General features: G+C 36.3%; 13 protein-coding genes. 11 read left to right on the top strand and 2 right to left on the bottom strand.

Annotation, left to right across the window (positions count from 1 at the left end; all coding sequences use genetic code 11):
- Positions 1-136: 136 nt before the first annotated feature.
- The 6 genes from rpsF to dnaB all read left to right on the top strand — a co-directional run bounded on the left by rpsF (position 137) and on the right by dnaB (position 5,548).
- Complete coding sequence (rpsF, locus tag AC4BB5_RS00110) at positions 137-439, top strand: 30S ribosomal protein S6 (RefSeq protein ID WP_069663270.1); 303 nt, start codon at positions 137-139, stop codon at positions 437-439.
- Between the two features lie 47 nt (positions 440-486).
- A complete protein-coding gene (ssb, locus tag AC4BB5_RS00115; protein WP_490457440.1) occupies positions 487-1,035 on the top strand; it encodes a single-stranded DNA-binding protein in 549 nt (182 codons plus the stop codon).
- A 25-nt stretch (positions 1,036-1,060) separates the two neighbouring features.
- Positions 1,061-1,300, top strand: coding sequence for a 30S ribosomal protein S18 (rpsR, locus tag AC4BB5_RS00120; protein WP_010762117.1), 240 nt, complete (start codon positions 1,061-1,063; stop codon positions 1,298-1,300).
- A gap of 216 nt (positions 1,301-1,516) precedes the next feature.
- On the top strand, positions 1,517-3,499 hold the full coding sequence (locus AC4BB5_RS00125; protein ID WP_490457441.1) for a DHH family phosphoesterase: 1,983 nt from the start codon (positions 1,517-1,519) through the stop codon (positions 3,497-3,499).
- An 81-nt stretch (positions 3,500-3,580) separates the two neighbouring features.
- Positions 3,581-4,033 carry a 50S ribosomal protein L9 gene (gene rplI / locus AC4BB5_RS00130; RefSeq protein WP_069653499.1) on the top strand — a complete coding sequence of 151 codons (453 nt, stop codon included), beginning with the start codon at positions 3,581-3,583 and terminating at the stop codon, positions 4,031-4,033.
- A gap of 144 nt (positions 4,034-4,177) precedes the next feature.
- Positions 4,178-5,548 (top strand): replicative DNA helicase, encoded by a 1,371-nt coding sequence (gene dnaB / locus AC4BB5_RS00135; RefSeq protein WP_069653498.1) that lies wholly within the window; start codon positions 4,178-4,180, stop codon positions 5,546-5,548.
- Between the two features lie 69 nt (positions 5,549-5,617).
- On the opposite strand, the gene AC4BB5_RS00140 is transcribed toward dnaB, so the two are convergent.
- Positions 5,618-6,166: a GNAT family N-acetyltransferase gene (locus tag AC4BB5_RS00140; protein WP_490457442.1), complete on the bottom strand. Its 549-nt coding sequence runs from the start codon at positions 6,164-6,166 to the stop codon at positions 5,618-5,620.
- 246 nt (positions 6,167-6,412) lie between these two features.
- Between AC4BB5_RS00140 and AC4BB5_RS00145 the strand changes: the two genes are divergently transcribed.
- Positions 6,413-7,705: an adenylosuccinate synthase gene (locus AC4BB5_RS00145; RefSeq protein WP_010762112.1), complete on the top strand. Its 1,293-nt coding sequence runs from the start codon at positions 6,413-6,415 to the stop codon at positions 7,703-7,705.
- A gap of 158 nt (positions 7,706-7,863) precedes the next feature.
- Positions 7,864-8,736: a DegV family protein gene (locus tag AC4BB5_RS00150; RefSeq protein ID WP_490457443.1), complete on the top strand. Its 873-nt coding sequence runs from the start codon at positions 7,864-7,866 to the stop codon at positions 8,734-8,736.
- Positions 8,737-8,774: 38 nt separating this feature from the next.
- On the opposite strand, the gene AC4BB5_RS00155 is transcribed toward AC4BB5_RS00150, so the two are convergent.
- Positions 8,775-10,406, bottom strand: a complete 1,632-nt coding sequence (locus AC4BB5_RS00155) for an ABC-F family ATP-binding cassette domain-containing protein (protein WP_490457444.1) — start codon at positions 10,404-10,406, stop codon at positions 8,775-8,777.
- Between the two features lie 300 nt (positions 10,407-10,706).
- Here AC4BB5_RS00155 and AC4BB5_RS00160 point away from each other — a divergent pair, with 300 nt between their 5' ends.
- The 3 genes from AC4BB5_RS00160 (at position 10,707) to AC4BB5_RS00170 (ending at position 15,592) form a co-directional block, all read left to right on the top strand.
- Positions 10,707-13,574 carry a sigma-54-dependent transcriptional regulator gene (locus tag AC4BB5_RS00160; RefSeq protein ID WP_490457445.1) on the top strand — a complete coding sequence of 956 codons (2,868 nt, stop codon included), beginning with the start codon at positions 10,707-10,709 and terminating at the stop codon, positions 13,572-13,574.
- 270 nt (positions 13,575-13,844) lie between these two features.
- Positions 13,845-14,339, top strand: coding sequence for a mannose/fructose/sorbose PTS transporter subunit IIB (locus AC4BB5_RS00165; protein WP_490457446.1), 495 nt, complete (start codon positions 13,845-13,847; stop codon positions 14,337-14,339).
- 254 nt (positions 14,340-14,593) lie between these two features.
- Positions 14,594-15,592, top strand: coding sequence for a mannose/fructose/sorbose PTS transporter subunit IIA (locus AC4BB5_RS00170; protein ID WP_490457447.1), 999 nt, complete (start codon positions 14,594-14,596; stop codon positions 15,590-15,592).
- Positions 15,593-15,602: the final 10 nt, after the last annotated feature.

The following is a 15,602-nucleotide window of genomic DNA, read 5'->3' on the forward strand; positions in this document are numbered from 1 at the left end:
AAAAATTGCTAAGAACGCTTGATTTTATCAGCTTTTAGCTGTATAATGAAAAATTGTGAGTAGTCTATAAATTTTAGATAACTCTCCTTGCTCTTAGCAATCTAAGAGCCTAAAGTCCATAGGGAGGTGAAAATCAATGAGTCAAGCTACGAATTATGAAATTATGTACATTATTCGTCCGAACATTGATGAAGAAGCAAAAACTGCTTTAGTAGAACGTTTCGACACAATCTTAAAAGATAACGGAGCAGAAGTTATCGAATCAAAAGATTGGGAAAAACGCCGCTTAGCATATGAAATGAACGGATTCCGTGAAGGCATCTATCATATCGTTAAAGTATCTTCTCCATCAACTGCAGGAGCAATCAATGAATTTGATCGTCTTGCTAAAATCAATGACGATATTATCCGTCACATGATTATCAAGGAAGAAGCATAACCAAATGTTTCACGTGAAACATTGGATTGACGAAAGGAGATGTTTAAATGATTAACAACGTTGTATTAGTTGGAAGACTAACAAAAGATCCCGATTTACGATATACATCTAGTGGTTCAGCGGTTGCGACATTTACTTTAGCAGTAAATCGTAACTTTACGAATGCAAATGGAAATCGTGAAGCAGATTTTATTAACTGTGTGATTTGGCGTAAACCTGCTGAAACAATGGCAAACTATGCGCGTAAAGGTACATTATTAGGCGTAACTGGTCGTATTCAAACTAGAAATTACGAAAATCAACAAGGTCAACGTGTCTACGTAACTGAAGTTGTATGTGAGAATTTCCAGTTGTTAGAGTCTCGTTCTGCATCAGAACAAAGACAAACGGATGGATCAGATTCGACACCAAGTTATAATGCTGGTGGCGGAAGTTTCCAACAACCACAGAACAATAATTTTTCAGGACAAAACAATTTTAATCAATCATCCTCTCAGTCTAGCAATAACGGTATGCCTGATTTTGATAGAGATTCTGACCCATTTAGTGGATCAGGCTCGACTATCGACATTTCAGATGATGATTTACCATTCTAAACGAATTTGATAGGAGGGAATAAGAATGGCACAACAAAGAAGAGGCGGACGTAAACGTCGTAAAGTCGATTATATCGCAGCTAACCATATTGAATATATTGATTATAAAGATATTGAATTACTTAAAAAATTCATTTCTGAACGTGGAAAAATTTTGCCACGTCGTGTAACAGGTACTGGTGCTAAGAACCAACGCAAATTAACAATTGCTATCAAACGCGCACGTATCATGGGCTTATTACCATTTGTTGGTGAAGAGCAATAATATAAGAGTTTATAAGAGCCAAAGAAACTAGTTTTCTTTGGCTCTTTTTATTTTAAATTTATGATAAAAAGACTTAAGAAACACAGTTGTTGTTTATATAGTTTGAAGTGCATAAAAATCGTTTAGAATGTTTCACGTGAAACATTCCGAGATTCGCAGAAATCCTTTTTTTATGCTAAAATAATCATATCTGTAGAACACGGAGGAGTCTTTATAATGAAAAAAAATAGAATGAAACGGATTTTGGTTTCTGTATTCGTTCTCTTTTTATTAGAAGTAATTCTGTTTTTCTTTGTATCTAATAAATATATTATTATTGCTGGATTACTTATACTCAATCTTATATTGATAAATCGAATTCTGACTATGAGCAAAAAAATTGAGATATCTAATACAGAAAAAATTAGAGAAGCAAGTACAATTGCAGAAAAATCTTTGGATTATGCTTTTAATGAAGTGGCTGTGGGGATTATTAATTACGATATTGAAACAAAAGAAGCTAAATGGTTAAATCCATTTGCTGAAGCTATTTTTAGAAAAGATGGACAAACTCTGATTAGTCCAGAATTAATAGAAGCATATGTAGCGTTAGCAGAAAAAGGTAAAGATATATTTAAAGTAGGAGATCATATTTATCGGTTCAATGTTGATACAAACCAAAATACGATCACATTTAAAGATATTACAGAAGAAAGTAATCTATACCAGGAAAAATTAGAAATGCAGACGGCTATTGGCATTGTTTCTGTTGATAATTATGATGATATAACAGATAGTATGGATGAGAAAGAAATATCTTACTTGAACAGTTTTATTACTACCATGGTTTCTGATTGGATGGACGAGTATCAAGTTTTCTATAAAAGATTGAACGCTGAACGCTACTTCTTTATTGCGCAGTTAGAAGATATTAAAAAAATGATGGATTCAAAATTTCAGATTTTGGATAAGATTAGAAAGGAATCAAGCTCAAGAGAGATAGCGATTACATTAAGTATGGGCATTTCTTATGGGGGAGAAAACTTAAGTCAGACCGGAAATACTGCACAGACAAACTTAGATACAGCACTAGTTAGAGGTGGTGATCAAGTCGTTGTAAAAGAAGCAAAAGATAATGCTAAACCTATTTTTTATGGTGGTAGAACAGCATCTGTCGTGAAGAGAACGCGTGTTCGTTCTCGTGCGATGAGTACAGCGATTCAAGGGATTTTAACTGAATCTTCCGATGTTTATATCATGGGACACCGTTTTCCAGATATGGATGCTATTGGTTCAGCATTCGGTATGGCTCGTCTAGCTAAATTTCATGATAAGGAAGCTTGGGTCGTTTTGGATAAGCATGAAAGTATTCCTGATGTTGAACGGGTAATGTCTGAGTTGGATAAATATCCTGAGTTAGCCAAACAAATCGTCACACCAAAAGAAGCAATAAAAAGAAAGACCGATAGTAGTTTATTGATAATGGTGGATTACCATAAGCCATCGCTTTCAATTTCGCAAGAGTTGTACGAACAGTTTGATAAGGTGGTAATTATCGATCACCATCGCCGTGGTGACGAATTTCCAGCTAAACCATTACTTTCCTATATTGAATCATCGGCCTCTTCTGCATCGGAATTGGTAACGGAGCTGATTGAATATCAAAGTAATAGTCAAAAACGTTTAGACAAATTTGAAGCAACATTATTGCTAGCGGGGATAGTTGTTGATACGAAGAGTTTCAGTGTTCGTACAACTGCGCGTACATTTGATGTAGCAAGTTATTTAAGGACTTGTGGCGCAGATTCATCTCTAGTACAATATTTGTTAAGTTCAGATTTGACTAGCTATCTGGAAATGAACAGTTTAATAGCTAAAAGCGAGTATGTAACGCCAGATACAGTTATTGTTACTGGTAGTGAAGAGAAGGAATATGATAGTGTAACTGCCGCTAAAACAGCAGATACATTGTTATCAATGGTTGGAATCAACGCAGCTTTTGTTATAACTAAACGCACAGACAAACAAATTGGAATTAGTGCACGGAGTAATGGATCGATAAACGTCCAACTAATCATGGAAAACTTGGGTGGAGGTGGTCATTTTACTAATGCTGCGGTACAATTACCTAATGTAACAGTAGCTGAAGTAAAAGAGCAACTGCTGAAAGTGATTCAACAAAATATAGATGTGATGTATGATTCTGATTCATTAGGCTAGCTTTTTGGAACAAGCAACATTTTCCTATTTGTGTTAGCTGATCTCACTATATTAATTATTATACGAGGAGGAATAATACGTATGAAGGTTATTTTTTTACAAGATGTTAAAGGTAAAGGCAAAAAAGGGGAAGTAAAAGAAGTGCCAACTGGATATGCACAAAACTTCCTAATTAAAAATGGCTATGCTCAAGAAGCAAATAAAGGCAGCATCAGCGCTCTTGCGGGGCAAAAGAAAGCTCAAGATAAACATGAAGCTGAAATTTTAGCTGAAGCAAAAAAAATGCAAGAATTCTTAGAAAAAGAAGAGACTGTTGTGGAGCTTAAAGCGAAGGCTGGTGAAGATGGACGTCTCTTTGGGTCTATTCCTTCAAAACAAATCGCAGAGGCCTTAAACAAGCAATATAAGGTCAAATTAGACAAACGTAAACTAGAACTATCACAACCAATCCGCTCATTAGGATTTACAAAAGTTCCAGTGAAATTACATCATGAAGTAACTGCAACGATTAAAGTTCATGTAGTAGAAGAATAATAATAAGTAAAAAACAGAGGATTTCCTCTGTTTTTTACTTATCATCAAGAAGAAATGATACGATAATGTCATTGTACATTTAGCCTATTTCTTGTTAAAATAGAAAGACTGAACGGCGTAATTTGAGCTATAGGAGAGAAAAAAATGAATGAAGTATGGCAAGATCGAGTACCGCCCCAAAGTATGGAAGCAGAACAGGCCGTTTTAGGGTCGGTTTTTTTAGATGCTGAGGTTATTATCGATGCGTTAGAATACATAGAACCAAAAGATTTTTATCGCCGTAATCATCAATTAATTTTTCAGACTATGCTTACCTTGAATGATCGAAATGAAGCGATTGATGTGATTACGATCAAAGATCGTTTGGAGCAAGAAAATTTATTAGAAGATGTAGGTGGTCTAAGCTATCTTTCAGATTTAGCGTTGGCTGTACCGACAGCAGCGAATATTGTTTATTACGCGAAAATCGTTGAACAAAAATCACTATTACGTAACTTGATTCAAACCGCTACAGAAATTGTTACCAAAGGATTTGAACAAGGAGAAGATGTAGAAACTATACTAGATGATGCGGAACGCAGCATTTTGGAAGTTTCAGAAAAAAGAAATCGCAGCGGCTTCTTGTCGATTGCAGATGTATTGAATACCTCGATCGCTAATATCGATCAACTGTATCAAAATGATGAAGAAATCACTGGATTACCAACTGGATATCCAGCATTAGATAAAATGACAGCTGGACTGCAAGCAGAAGAATTGATTATCTTAGCAGCCCGTCCAGCGGTAGGGAAGACAGCTTTTGCTTTGAATATTGCCCAAAATATCGGGACTAAAACAGACCGCTCGGTTGCTATTTTCAGTTTGGAAATGGGTGCTGAATCGCTAGTGAACCGGATGCTTTGTGCAGAAGGATCAATTGAAGCAGGACACTTGCGAACAGGTCAGTTATCAGAAGAAGAGTGGCAAAACCTCATTATTGCAATGGGGAGTTTGTCAAGAGCGCAAATTTATATCGATGATACGCCTGGTATTAAAATTACAGAAATTCGAGCGAAATGTCGTAAACTAGCGCAAGAGCGTGGCAATTTAGGCTTGATTTTGATCGATTATCTACAATTGATTGAAGGAACTGGTCGTGAAAGTCGTCAACAAGAAGTATCTGAAATTTCCCGTCAATTGAAGAAGTTAGCGAAAGAATTAAAAGTTCCTGTTATTGCCTTGTCTCAATTATCTCGTGGCGTGGAACAACGTCAAGATAAGCGTCCTGTGTTAAGTGATATTCGTGAATCTGGATCGATCGAGCAAGATGCAGATATCGTAGCATTTCTATATCGTGATGACTATTATGATCGCGGTGAAGATGGAGAGGATGGAGATCGTGAAGAGCCGGAGATCGACAACGTGATTGAAGTTATCATTGAGAAAAACCGTAGTGGTGCTCGTGGAACGGTGGAACTGTTGTTTATAAAAGAGTTCAATAAATTCGCATCACTATCACCGAGAGAAGAGTTCTAATCAATTGTGAATAGATAAAAATAATAGCCTCAGTAAGTAATTTATTGAATACTTACTGGGGCTATTATTTTAGCTGAAATCTGATTTTAACAGGGAATATTTATTTAGGTCTCTAAACGCATCATACATAAAAAAATCTGATTTATCGGTTCCAACAAAGGAGAAGCCACATTTGAGTGTAACGGCATTGCTTGCTTCATTTTCAGTGTCAGCTTGGATACTTAATTTATTTAAGTTCATTTCTTCAAAAGCAATCGCGCAAACTCTTTTAACAACTTTTGTCATAATACCTTTATTGGTTTGAGACGAATGAAGCCAATAACCAAGCTCAGCCTTTTTATTATTGGTATCAATAAAATGTAAATCGATACAGCCGATTATTTTCTGATCAAAAGCAATTAAAAATAAGCGGTCGGTCCCTTTGATATAGCCTTCTAATTTCATCTTGATATATTGCTCTTGTGGTTCAAAAGATGTTGATGAATCAACAAAATCAAGAAATCTCCTTAAATGATCCCGATCTGAATCAATGACTTCAAAAAGTTCGTGTGCCATAGATAACGTTGGTTGGATTAATGATAAAGATTCATCGATCTCTAAACGAAAAGAATGTTTCATATCCCGAGTATACCTCCTTTTAAGTTCAGAATATATTGTGTATGATTATAACAAAATGAAATTTCTTTACAAGACAACAAATAAATTTTCGTTTTTTTATCTGATGTAAAATAATTTCTGGAATATCGTTCGTGTTTTGCTTGTTTTTTTTCTTTTAATAAAAACAACATTCGATTTTTCCTTGAAAGCGTTGTGTTTTATTGGTACAATGAATCAGGACAAAATAATTTAGAACGAGGTGTTCGAATGTCATCAGTTGTAGTAGTCGGAACGCAGTGGGGCGATGAAGGAAAAGGAAAGATCACAGATTTTTTAAGTGAGAATGCTGAGGTCATCGCACGTTATCAAGGCGGAGATAATGCAGGTCACACGATTAAATTTGATGGTGTTACTTATAAACTACACTTGATTCCTTCAGGTATCTTTTACAAAGACAAGATCAGTGTGATCGGTAATGGTGTTGTTGTCAATCCGAAATCTTTAGTAAAAGAACTGGCGTATTTAAAAGATAATAATGTCACAACAGATAACTTACGTATTTCTGACCGTGCTCACGTGATTTTACCGTACCACATCCAATTAGATCAATTACAAGAAGATGCTAAAGGTGAAAATAAGATAGGTACAACCATCAAAGGGATCGGTCCAGCATACATGGATAAAGCCGCTCGTGTGGGAATTCGTGTGGCAGATTTACTAGATAAAGAAATCTTTGAAGAGCGTTTAAAAATCAATCTAGAAGAAAAAAATCGTCAATTCGTCAAAATGTTCGACAGCGAACCGATTGCATTTGAAGATATTTTTGAAGAGTATTATGAATATGGTCAACAAATCAAACAATACGTAACAGACACTTCTGTTATTTTAAATGACGCATTAGATGCAGGCAAACGTGTTTTATTTGAAGGGGCACAAGGCGTTATGCTAGATATCGATCAAGGAACGTATCCATTTGTAACATCATCAAATCCAGTTGCTGGAGGGGTTACGATTGGTAGCGGTGTTGGTCCGTCTAAAATCAATAAAGTCGTGGGTGTTTGTAAAGCTTATACATCACGTGTTGGTGATGGTCCATTCCCTACAGAATTGTTTGACGAAACAGGAGAAACGATTCGCAGAGTTGGGAAAGAATACGGTACAACAACAGGTCGTCCACGTCGTGTGGGTTGGTTTGATACTGTCGTGATGCGTCACTCTAAACGTGTTTCCGGTATCACAAATCTATCATTGAACTCAATTGATGTTTTAAGTGGTTTAGATACAGTAAAAATCTGTACGGCTTATGAATTAGATGGCGAATTGATTTATCATTATCCAGCTAGCTTGAAAGAGTTGAGTCGTTGTAAGCCAGTTTACGAAGAGTTACCAGGATGGTCAGAAGACATCACTGGGTGTAAAACGTTAGCTGATTTACCAGCGAATGCAAGAAACTATGTACACCGTATTTCTGAATTAGTTGGCGTACGTATTTCAACATTCTCAGTAGGTCCAGACCGTAATCAAACGAATGTATTAGAAAGTGTTTGGGCACAAATTTAAACGACAAGATAAGCGAGAGGCAAAGTAAAAATTGTCTCTCGTTTTTTGATTCATTTTTTTCTATAAAAGTGTATTTTTTGGTTGCCTGCTTGTTGAATAATGCATGAGTATCCAACAATTATGTGTTAGAATAGAAAAATAGTTAGGGAGGATTTAAAATGACGTTTAAAGTAATGACAGATTCATGTTGTGATTTACCATATACATATTTAGAAGCAAATGATGTTGATTTTATTAGCATGACGATTCAATTAAACGGAGAAGAATTAGTCGACGACTTAGGGAGAACGTTTGACTATGATTGGTTTTTACAAGAAATAAAAACAGGTGGCATGCCTACGACCTCACAAGTAAATGTGGGACGTTATATTGAATTTTTTAGACCCTTTGTGGAAAAAAAGGTGCCAATCTTGTATTTGGCTTTTTCTTCTGGTTTAAGTGGTTCTTATCAAAGTGCTAACCAAGCGGTTGATATTCTTAAAGAAGAGCATGAAGATGCTGAGATCTATGTTATTGATACGAAAGCTGCTAGTTTGGGTGAAGGTTTGCTTGTCAGCGAAGTTATCCAATTAAAGGGAGAGGGTCATTCTTTAGATGATATTCTCTTATGGTTATCTGAAAATAAAATGACGGTTCATTCATGGGTTACGGTCGACGATTTAAAACATTTAGAACGAGGTGGTAGAATCTCAAAAGCCGCCGCCGCCATCGGTGGATTGATGAATGTGAAACCGATCATTGTAGTAGATGAACAAGGGAAACTACAAAACATCGGAAAAGTTCGCGGTCGTGGTAAAGCCTTGAAGAAGCTAGCTGATGAAACCGTTCAAGGAATCATCGAACCCTTAAAACAAACGGTGTTTATTGCATATGCCGGTGATTTAGAAAGTGCTGAGAAAGTTAAATCATTGATAGAAGAAAAGATCCAAGTCAAAGAGATTCGTTTACACCCACTAGGCCCAACGATTACTAGTCATACGGGAAATGGCTGTATTGCAGTCTTTTCTAGAGGGAAAAAAAGAGATCATTAAAAAAGAAACATCCATAAACATGGATGTTTCTTTTTTAATTAATATTCACCAGAAAACAGTTCATCCAATTGTTTTTGAACGTCTTTATTCTCTAAGAATTCATCATATGTTGTATCTGCACGATCCACAACACCTTTATCAGAAACAGCGATGATACGATTCGCTAATGTTTGAATAAACTGGTGATCATGTGATGCAAACAAAATAGCACCAGTGAAGGCCATCAAACCATCATTCAAAGCAGTGATTGATTCTAGATCCAAGTGATTTGTTGGATCATCTAAAACAAGCACGTTTGATTTAGAAAGCATTAGTTTAGAAAGCATGACACGAACTTTTTCGCCCCCAGAAAGAACGTTTACCGATTTTAGTACGTCTTCACCAGAGAATAGCATTCTACCTAAGAAACCACGTAAAAATGTATTGTCGTCTTCTTCTTTACTTGCAAACTGACGTAACCAATCTAAAATCGTTAAATCAGTATCAAAGTCTTTGCTGTTATCTTTCGGTAGATAAGCTTGAGTCGTTGTAACACCCCAACGTACACTACCTGTATCAGGAGTAATTTCGCCCATGATCACTTTGAATAAAGTCGTTGTAACGATATCATTATCTGCAATGAAGGCTACTTTATCAACGTTACTTAAAGAGAATGAGATATTGTCTAAAATCTTCTTACCATCGATTGTCACAGAGACATTTTCCACATGGAGTAAATCATTTCCGATTTCTCTTTCAGGAGTAAATCCAACAAATGGATAACGACGTGAAGAAGGTTGGATATCATCTAAAGTAATTTTATCAAGCATTTTTTTACGAGAAGTCGCTTGTTTTGATTTTGACGCATTCGCACTGAAACGAGCGATAAAGTCTTGTAATTCTTTGATTTGTTCTTCTTTTTTGGCATTTGCATTTGATTGTAATTTTGCTGCTAATTGGCTTGATTCCAACCAGAAGTCATAGTTACCAACATATAATTTGATTTTACCAAAATCAAGATCGGCCATGTGTGTACACACTTTGTTTAAGAAGTGACGGTCATGGGAAACCACGATGACTGTGTTTTCAAAGTTGATCAAGAATTCTTCTAACCAGTTGATTGAACGAGTATCCAAACCATTGGTCGGCTCATCTAATAGTAAGACGTCAGGTTTACCAAAGAGAGATTGGGCAAGTAATACTTTGACTTTTTGCCCAGCTGTTAGTTCGCTCATTTTTTGGTCATGCAGACTTTCAGGAATATTTAAACCTTGTAGTAAAACAGCCGCTTCTGGTTCAGCTTCCCAACCATTTAGCTCCGCGAATTCACCTTCAAGTTCAGCTGCCTTGATTCCATCTTCATCAGTGAAATCTTCTTTCATGTAGACAGCATCTTTTTCTTTCATTACTTCGTACAATCGTTTGTGACCCATGATAACTGTTTCTAAAACAGTATTATCTTCAAAGTCAAAATGATTTTGTTTCAAGATTGCCAAACGTTCATCAGGACCTAAAGCAACATTTCCAGTTGTTGGCTGAATATCGCCAGATAAAATCTTTAAGAATGTTGATTTACCAGCGCCATTAGCACCAATCAAACCATAACAGTTACCAGGTGTGAATTTAATATTTACTTCATCAAAAAGTTTGCGGTCAGAAAATAGCAAACTTACATCATTTACAGTAATCAATTGTTTTCCTCACTTCATATAGAATAGTTAAACCTCTCTGCATTATAGCGAGGAAACCCATATTTTTCAAGGAATTTCAGACTTTTTCAGAAATACCTTATGGATTTTACTAAAATGAGATAACTTTTTATAAAAAGAGTGTTTCATGTGAAACATTTTAATAAAGTAGTTATCAGTGTACTTTTTAAACGATACACTGTATGATACACATGAAATTAGTGTATCATTTATAGATTCAGCTGAAATTGCTATCTGGTTTCATGAGCTTGTTTAGTTTTTAAAATAGAAAGGAGGAGTCAAATGAAGCGCATCGAACGAATCTATCTTTACGTAAAAGAACAGACTGAGGATATGACCCCAAGCGATGTCTCTTTGGGAGGCGGTGTGACGACAGAGGACGTCTCTAACGCATTAAATATACAAAGAACAAATGCCAGTAAAGACTTGAATCAGCTTGTTCGAGAAGGGCTATTAGAGAAAACAGAAGGACGACCAGTCAAATATATCGATAAAGTTATTTTTAAATACCAACCATTGTCTAAACCAGTGAAAAGCTATCGTGAACATAGTCTAATGAAAGAACGTACTCCTTTTCCAAGTGATTCACCGAAATCAGCTAAAAAGTTTATTGGAGAGGATATTTTTAAAGGCATGATCGGCTCGACAGGTAGTATGAGAACACCTGTTGAGCAAGCAAAGGCAGCAATATTGTATCCACCAAAAGGCTTGAATTGTTTAATTACAGGAGCAACTGGCTCTGGAAAAACCTACTTTGCGCATGCAATGTTCCAATTTGCGTTGCTGAATCATGTGATTGACTCAGACAAAAAGCTCGTCGTGTTTAATTGCGCCGATTATGCACATAATCCTGAATTATTGATGTCCCATCTCTTTGGTTATGCTGAAGGTGCCTTTACAGGGGCGACGAAAGCCAAAGATGGGATCATCCATGAAGCGGATGGTAGTATTCTGTTTCTTGACGAGGTGCATCGTTTGCCACCAGAAGGACAGGAAATGGTTTTTTATTTTATGGATCATGGCACCTATTCAAGGTTAGGTGAAACAGTTAAAAATCGGAAAGCAGATGTACGCATTATTTGTGCTACGACTGAAAATCCAACCTCTTCTTTATTGAATACTTTTGTCCGTAGAATTCCGATTATCATTCAACTACCTAACTTTATAGATCGTCCAGCTAAAGAGAAAATCGATTTACTTAGAGTGATGATCTCAATGGAAGCGTCCCGTATTCATAGAAAAATTTCGTTATCAGAAGATGTTGTGAAAGCCTTGATCGGTAGCGTTTCTTATGGGAATGTCGGGCAATTGAAATCGAATGTTCAATTAGTGACGGCTAGAGGTTTTTTAAATCATATTGATCAAGATGAACTGACGATCACGATCGATGAACTGACTGATAGTATCAAAGAAGGCATGATGCAATTAGCAAGTAATCGTGATGCATTAGCTGAGCTATCTAAATATTTAGAACCGCAAATGATCGTGACACCAAACGAACCTTTAGTAACGATACAGTCGGATTCATACGAACTGCCGTATAATTTATATGAAATTATTGGAGATAAAGCAGCCTTATTAAAAGCAGATGGTCTAGAGCAAGAAGTAATCAACAATTTTATTACCACAGATATCAATGTTCACCTAAAGTCTTTCTACAAGGATCATGGATTTACTTTTGATACTGAAAATAAGTTAGCGGAAATCGTGGATCAACGTATCATCGACGTTACTAAAGAAATCTATAATTTCGCCAAACAAAAGCTAAACTACAATTTTCAATCTAATTTTATTTATGCGATGAGTTTACATATCAGCTCATTTTTGAAACGAATCCAAAATGGTGAAGAACGTCAACATCAATTAAATGAAAATATTAGAAATATGGTGTTGGATTATCCAGTAGAATTTGAGACTGCTCAAGAGATCAAGCGCATCATCGAAATCAATTATCAAATGAAAATACCAGAATTTGAAACCTATTATTTAGCAGTTTTACTCATTTCGTTAAGAGAGAATAAAGATGCAGGACGGATTGGGATCGTGGTTGCGGCTCACGGGAAAAGTACAGCTACAAGTATGGTACAAGTTGTATCACAGTTATTGAATGTTGATAATCTAAGGGCAGTGGATATGCCTTTAGAAATGCAACCAAAAGAAGCATTGCGCCAAATTGTTAGTGTAGTCAAAGAAGTGAATGAAGATAGTGGCGTGATTTTGTTAGTCGATATGGGCTCTTTAGCCACTTTTTCAGATGAAATCACGCGCCAAACTGGTATCGAAGTGCGAACGGTCGACATGGTCACAACACCGATCGTTTTAGAAACAGCTAGAAAAACAACATTGATCGATACACAATTGGATACTCTATATGAATCTCTGAAAAACTTTCAAGGTTACGCAGACATTCAACAAGAAAGAGAAGTCGACCCTTTAGCACTTTGGAAAAAACGAGTAATTATCGCAATCTGTGCATCTGGCGAAGGAACAGCCAAGCGAATGAAAGAAATGATCGAAGCCTCTGTTCCGCCACAATTAGGGCTAGAATTAGAAGTATTGCCGTTGTCTATTATCGATATGAAGGAACAACTGATTACTATTCAAGAGGAATATCGTGTGATTGCTACAACAGGTATTACCGATCCTAAAATTACTGCCCCATTTATTCCAATGGAAACATTCTTTTCTGGTGAAGCCGAATCTGTGATCGATCAGTTATTGATGGACAGTGATATCTATGTAGAGACACAGGAGATGGATGAAACAGCTGCTAAGAAAATCTGTATTGATTATATGGAAGAAAGTTTCACTTTTATTAATCCTAAAAAAGTCATTGATCCTCTGTGGGAATTCGCAGATAGTATCCGAACAGCGCTTGCTTTACAATTGGACTATTCTTTTTATGTCAATTTAGTGATGCACTTAGCTGGGATGCTAGAACGAGTGTTACAACATGATACATTGACAGTCACAGAAGCAGAGTTAAAGCAAGTAACATCTGAACCCAGCTATGATGTTGTCATGAGGGCATCACGCGATTTAAAACAGAGCTTCAAATTAGATATACCGCTAGAAGAAATCTATTACATTATTCAACTAATAAAAAATACTCAATTAAATCAAGAACAAAATACAGAAGATACACTATAAGCGACACACAAAAAAGATACACTACATAAGTGTATCTTTTTTGTATATTTTCTTAAATTAATCCTTACTTTTCCCTTTTTTACCACAATACACTAATTTTGGCACGAAACTTGCTTTAATTAAGATGGTGGATGGAAAGAATCCGTAGTTCAATCGATTTTTGCTGATTTTCTTAGTCGTTATTTTGGCAATAAATGACTGGGCATAGTATTTTAGTACTAACGCCTTAAACATTTTTGATTAAGCTGTTGAGAAAAAGGAGAACAACATATGATGGATATTCGTTTAGTGCGGATCGATGATCGTTTGATACATGGGCAAGTTGCTACTGTCTGGACCAAAAGTACGAATGTAAACCGGATTTTAGTTATTAGTGATGCAGTTGCACATGATACGTTGAGAAAAGCCTTGCTTGTACAAGCTGCCCCACCTGGTGTAAAAGTCAATGTTATCACGGTTGATAAGATGATCGATATTTTTGCAGATGAACGTTTCGATGGTTTAAAGGTCATGTTGTTGTTCACTAATCCAGAAGATGTGAGACGTGTGGTACAAGGAAATGTCGTATTCAGTTCCGTCAATATTGGCGGTATGAGTTTTACTAGTGGCAAACGAATGATCACAAATGCAGTCGCAGTCAACACAGAGGATATTGCAGCATTCAAGTACTTACATGATCAAGGTATCAAATTGGAAATCCGCAAAGTAGTTGCGGACAACCAAGTAGATTTGATGGAATTGCTGAAAAAAGAACAGTTAGTTTAGTTTCTTTTTCGGCTTCTATATAAATAAAGTGACGAACTCGATGCTCATTGTCGTAACTTATGTATAAATTTGAGAGGAGTGATCATTCAGTAATCGGTAACTAGCCATAATCATCTATCAGATTAATAAGAAGTAATCGAAAACATTAAGTGGAGTAACGCATTTTTTCTTTTTATATTTTTCTAGAAGGTGTTTTCATCTGATGGTGAGGGTCAAGATAAAGTAGTTGATAAAAATATAGGAGGTATCAAATTATGGTAGGAATTATTATTGCTAGCCATGGAGAATTTGCCCAAGGCATTTTACAATCCGGTTCCATGATTTTTGGTGAACAGGAAAAAGTACAAGCAGTTGTATTGATGCCTAGCGAAGGCCCAGATGATTTAAAAGCAAAATTGAAAGAGGCAATCGCAACGTTTGATGAAGAAGACGAAGTATTATTTTTAGTCGATCTATGGGGAGGAACACCGTTTAACCAAGCAAATAGTCTTTTTGAAGAACATAAAGACAAGTGGGCGATCGTTAGCGGATTGAACTTACCAATGTTGATCGAAGCATATGCATCACGTTTCTCAATGAATTCAGCGCAAGAAATCGCAACGCACATTCTTGAAACCGCTAAAGAAGGCGTAAGAATCAAACCAGAAGAGCTAGAACCTGCAGAAGAACCAAAAGCTGTTGTAGAAGATGCTCAACCAAAAGGAGCATTGCCAAAAGGAACAGTTGTCGGTGACGGCAAAATCAAGTTCGTTTTAGCGCGTGTTGACTCTCGTTTATTGCATGGTCAAGTTGCGACTGCCTGGACAAAATCGGTTTTACCAAATCGAATCATTGTTGTCTCAGATGCCGTTTCTAAAGATGATCTTCGTAAAAAATTAATTGAACAAGCAGCTCCTCCAGGAGTGAAAGCCAACGTTATTCCAATCAGTAAAATGATTGAAATTTCAAAAGATCCACGTTTTGGGAATACAAAAGCCTTATTACTATTTGAAAATCCAGAAGATGTGGTAAAAGTAGTTGAAGCTGGCGTAGATATCAAAGAAGTTAACGTTGGTTCTATGGCACATTCAGTCGGTAAAGTAGTTGTAAGTAAAGTATTATCAATGGGGCCAGAAGATGTTGAAGCTTTTGAGAAATTAGAAGATTTAGGTGTTAAATTTGACGTTCGTAAAGTGCCGAATGATTCTAGTGCGAACATGGATGAAATCCTTAAAAAAGCAAAACATGAGTTGGCACAAGCACACTCAAAATAATCCAAAAATT

The sequence above is a fragment of the Enterococcus sp. AMC1252 genome (genome assembly GCF_058216515.1).